We start from the raw sequence: 5,055 nt of genomic DNA, 5'->3' as shown, positions 1-5,055 counted from the left end.
CATACGCATATACATTTAGCCCGCCTGCCAACCCTATCGGGTCTTGGCTTATATACGTTCCTGTTTCAGGCGAGTAATATCTAAACCGGTTGTAATACAATCCTGTTTCACTATCTTCATACTGCCCTTGATAACGGAACGGACAATCATTCAAAGAACGTCCTGCGAAGGTACGAATTTTTCCGTAGATGTCAAATTCCGCCTGCCAAGTTTTTATACCTTCGGCATCATACATTTCCGCAGGTGTGCCGAGATAGTCGGTAATAATACTGTACGCCTTATTGCCGACAAGTTTGGCGGCGGGGCGGAACGTGCCTTCGTCGAATACCCATGTTATAACGTTTGCTTCTTTTGCCCCTTCCCTCCACTCGTGCAGCGGGGTGTTTCCGTCCCAGAGCCAGCGTGTGGTGATGCCGCCAAACGTCTTCGAGATACGCCGTCCCAAGGCGTCGTATGTAAATGTTACGGGTTGGCCGTCGGGGCGGATCACCTCGCGCAGCGAGCCGTTGCGGTTCCACGCGTAATGCCACCGGCTGCCGTCGAGGCCGTGCTTCTCCGTCAGGTTGCCCTCCTCGTCGTAAACGTAGCGGGCTTCGTCCGAACGCAGCAGACGTCCGCCCGCTCCGTACTTGCGGTCACGGCGGTTCGAAGTACGAAACAGGTTACCCACGGCGTCGGGCACGCGAAAGAGACGTTCCGTGTCGTACACCGCCGTGGTAAGGAAGCCCCTTTCGTCGTAACTGAAACGGGTGAGTTTGCCCGTCTGTTCGTTCAGGACAGCCGTCAGACGGTCGCCCGTCTCCCAACGGTAACGCAGCGAGCGGGTGCGTGCCTGTCCCGTATGCGTGGCCGTATGCGTGACGCGACCCGCGCCGTCGTATTCGTTCGTGTGGCTTACACCGCCTGTCAGACTGCGGGAAAGTTCCAATCCCAAATCGTTATATCGCAGATGCATCTGCCAGCCGTCCATACTCATATCCTGCAAATCGCCGGCCGGGGTATAACCGCATTTCAGTGCGGCTCCCAGACTGCTCGTGACCTCTGTACGACGACCCAGACTGTCATACCGGCTGATCACCGTCCCTGCCTCGGACTGCTCTTCGGTGATGCGTCCCATCACGTCGCGAACCAGACGGATGGTCGAATCCGCGTTACGAGCTTCCACCAAACGGTCGTCGGCATCATAGGCGTACTGTTCGCAGGTCCCGTCGGCATACGTTATACCGGACAGCCTTCCGGCTTCGTCGTAAGCATACTCGTCGCATACGCCGCCCGGACGCTCTACCCGGCGCACGGCTCCGCCCGGATGACGGTCATAGCGTTTCGTCGCGCCGTCGAAACCCGTCTCTTCGATGATGCGGCCCGCCGCATCGCGCCGGAAAACATACTTCTCGTCCGCCTCGTTGCGTAAGGAGACGAGACGGTCCTCCGTATCGTAATCGAAGCGTATCGTACGGCCGTTTTCCGTCCGGCTCTTCAAACTGCCCAAAGGCGTATAGCCGAAGGTCACGTAACGTGTCGCGTCTTGGGCGACAAGTACCTCGTCGTATTCGTTATATTTCAGTTTTACGACATTGCCGTCAGGCAGCTGAGTCTTCGTCATACGTCCCAGGGCATCGTACATGTAACGTTCGGCTTGGCCCGAGCCGCGGCGGTGCGACGTGACCTGCCCCCGATGGTCGTATGTCCATTCCGAGCAAAGCCCTTCGGGATACTCCGCGCGGATAAGGTTGTACTGCTCGTCGTACGCGAGGCGGGCCTGCCACTTACCGGCATCGTATATCTCGCTGACCAGATGACGGTCGTTGTAGAGATATTCCTTTTCCGTCCCGTCGGGCGTGATCACTTTACACAAAAGACCGTGCTCGTTATATTCGTAATGTGTCGTCGCACCGCCGGGCGTGGTTTCCCTTACGAGCCGGCCGGAAGTATCGTACCCGAAAGTGCTGCGGCCGCCGCCCGGATAGGTGACCGAAAGCAGATCACCCGTTTTCTCATCGTATTCGTGCCGTAATACGCGACCATCGGCATCGATTGTCTCCGTCTCCTCTCCATGAAGATTATAGAATCGCTCCCGGTGGCCTCCCAAGGCGTCGATCTCGTCGGTGATCAGCTTATCGTCCGTATATTCGTAACGTTCCTTGCCGCCCTTGCTGTCGGTAAACACCGTATATCCGTCGCCGTACTCGAACCATCCTTCCAGCAGACCGCCGTCGCCCCATGTATGAATGCAGCGCGCCTCGGAGGTCGTGCCGTCGTATTCCCAGTAGAAGCTGTGACCCGTACGATCCGTTTTTTGGACCATCAGGTGGTTTTCATAAGCCATCCGCGTGGTCTTACCCATGGCGTCGGTGATTCCCGTAAGGTCTCCTTCCGAACCGTATTCGTACTCCACAAGCGTCTCCCGACGAAGGGCGTCGACACACAGCTCGACTTTGATCACGCGTTTATTTTGATCCGTGGTTACCGCGTAATGCCGTCCGGCACTGTCGACGATTGTATGCAGAGAACCGGACTGATAGCCCAGCTTGATGCCGTGCCCCGCTTCGTTGCGCACTTCGACCAGCGACACTTTTTCATCGGCCTCTTCGATCAATGGAAAAATATAGCTTAACCGGTCTTCATGCGAAAACATTTCATACCCGTCGCCGCGATGGTAGAGCGTCAGCTTTTCATCTCTGTGAAACGATTGTTCTCCTTCAACGATGCGTTCGAAGATGGCCGTGCGGCCATCCGGCAAAAGAACGGTCAAGCCTTCTCCTTCTCCCTCTTCACCCTCCGAAAAAAAGAGACGCATGTCCCAGTTCGAATGTACGCCATGTCCCAACAAGCCTTCCCAACGGCTGTCACTGTACCAGACCCGTTCCCACGAAAAAGGTAACGGACCCGGAAATTCAAAATCGGTCCCTTCATAATACACAACTCCCGTAGCTACATCCACAGGATCGCATTTACCTATCTTGTTTTTCGAAGACAGCTTTTTCTTTATTTTCTTGATGAGCTTACTGAATACTCCCTTTGTGGCTTTGGTGATTTTTTGGACCGTCTGGACTGATTTGACGGCTTTGGATGCCTTGCTTGCCGCAGATGCGTATTTGGATAGCTTAGACAGTTTTGCTCCTTTCGTCAATGCGCCCATACCTTTGCCTCCGAAAACAAGATCGGCGATGCCGACGATCACCTCACCGGCCACCTCGGCGCGTTCTTCATTACTTCCCTTAACGACCTTTTCATCAAACGTGTCGGTTACTGAAGTCTTAATGGCCTCATGCGTCTCCGATAAATTCGTTCCGAACACTTTATCAAACTTTGCAAGTCTTTCTTCAGGCGTTTGAAGACCTTTGGGCCCGGGCATCAGAAGACCTGGCACGGACATGTATTGCCCATAGCCCACAACGGCAATACCGCCTATCGTGGCAAGGCCGGAGAGGGTCTCGACCGGGTGGATAACGGTGTTAACAAGCCCAGAAATCGTAGAGCCGATACCCTTTAACACGCCTTTTCCAAAACCGCGATAGATATCTTCATTTCCGGTAGCTTTCAGAATCCCGGACACGGGAGCAAGCAGAGCAGCACCCAATACCTCACTTACTACCGGAAAAACATTCTCATCCCATATTTTCAGTGCCCGATCTTTCAAATCTGAGGCCTTCTTGTAAAGATCCTCAAGTGAAGCCATGATGGAAGCAAAGTCGAGCCGTGGCAAGATACGTATGGTACCGCCGTTCCCACAACGGCAATACGACTTCATCAGGAGCGGTTGAGCCCCTTCGATAAACCATGGACGCTTCGGATAATTTTGCCACTGAGGCATAACCGGCAAGCAAGGCATCCGGGTGACAAGACAAACACCGAAAGGCATAATGTTAACAAGCGGTATGTTATCGCGTATGGTCGCCCCCATGGTGCCATGATGATTTTGCCGTTTGGGAGAGGCGATAAGCGGAGTGGGAATCGTTCCCCGGTCACATAAAAGAAAGACCCCGGTCTGTACATAATCATTCTGTCCCATCGCTTAATCTCCTCCTTCTGATTTTTCGATTGTCAGTTCAAGTTCTTCGGCTTTTTCCCATAGCGACTGGATACGCGTCGAGGTCTGAAAAAGACCATAACTGATCAGACGATAATCGTCTTCTCTTTGATCCATACGATATACTTCGGTGAAGGACACTTCCACATCAACAGCCGGATTTTGTTCCCCTGTAATCAGCCGAAGCATCTTACGCACTTCATCTTCCCGATATCGATCACTCACAAGCCCGCCCAGATGAGTCCATTCTTCTTCTTTCTCATTTTCCAACTCTCTTTTGAGCCACGTGGTTTTAAGAGGTAAGGCAATTCCTTCGGCAAAATAATCGGGTTTTTCTATTTCACCCGTAAAGCGCTCCCCGAATTCGCCCGCAGGTTCATGGTTGTACTTTAACTTATGATTTAACTTTATCATGTTGCACAATGCCGAAACAATCGGATTCACCTTCAGCAAACCCAAAGCCAACTGCATACGGTTTTCTCCGTTTATCGCTTCCCATAGAGCATCGGCCTGTTCCTTCTCTGCTATTCGTTCGTACAACTCATTCTTATATGTCTTGTTCCAGACTGAACAAAGATCAAAATCAGTATTGACTCCGGTAATCGAACCCTCTTGGTCGATCTTTATATCCATACATGCAGGAAAAGCAAACAGGAAATACATTTCGGCCACAGAGTTGGGATTCCAATCGAATTGTAAATTCTTCATCCTGAATGTCCAAACCTGAATGTGTTCCGACTCGATTTGCTTCAATTTCCACTCGCACAGGCCCGTTATCCGGTTATTTGTCAAGTAACCGGGATATATATACTGCATTTGTTTCCATACAAATGAATAAGTACGGTGATAGGTATCTGCCACATTATTCATCATTGGTCAGTATTTTCTTTTTATTTAATTATTTAATTACTGTCGATTCTGGGAGAACGAATATCAATCTTGGTGGAACCGGATAAACCCATTTTGGCCGTTTTCACATCTACGGTTCTGCTTCCTTCGATATCGATTTTCGGAGCCTGCTCCAA

General features: G+C 51.8%; 2 protein-coding genes. Both read right to left on the bottom strand.

All coding sequences use genetic code 11. The annotated features are described in order from the left end of the window. A partial coding sequence (locus tag Q4A89_RS11535) for a DUF6531 domain-containing protein (RefSeq protein WP_303185650.1) occupies nt 1–4,012 on the bottom strand: 4,012 nt, incomplete at its 3' end. A gap of 3 nt (nt 4,013–4,015) precedes the next feature. Continuing rightward, the gene (locus Q4A89_RS11530; protein WP_303185649.1) at nt 4,016–4,846 is read right to left on the bottom strand and encodes a hypothetical protein; all 831 of its coding nucleotides are present in this window, start codon (nt 4,844–4,846) and stop codon (nt 4,016–4,018) included. Nucleotides 4,847–5,055 lie beyond the last annotated feature (209 nt).

This window comes from Tannerella sp., from assembly GCF_030528505.1.
Classification (GTDB): Bacteria; Bacteroidota; Bacteroidia; order Bacteroidales; family Tannerellaceae; genus Tannerella.
Note: the sequence above shows the minus strand (reverse complement) of the source record. Positions and strands in the feature narration are given on the sequence as shown.

Coding starts and splice junctions, on each gene's coding strand:
- Q4A89_RS11530 (WP_303185649.1), bottom strand. CDS start 4,846: ATGCAGTATATATATCCCGGTTACTTGACAAATAACCGGATAACGGGC.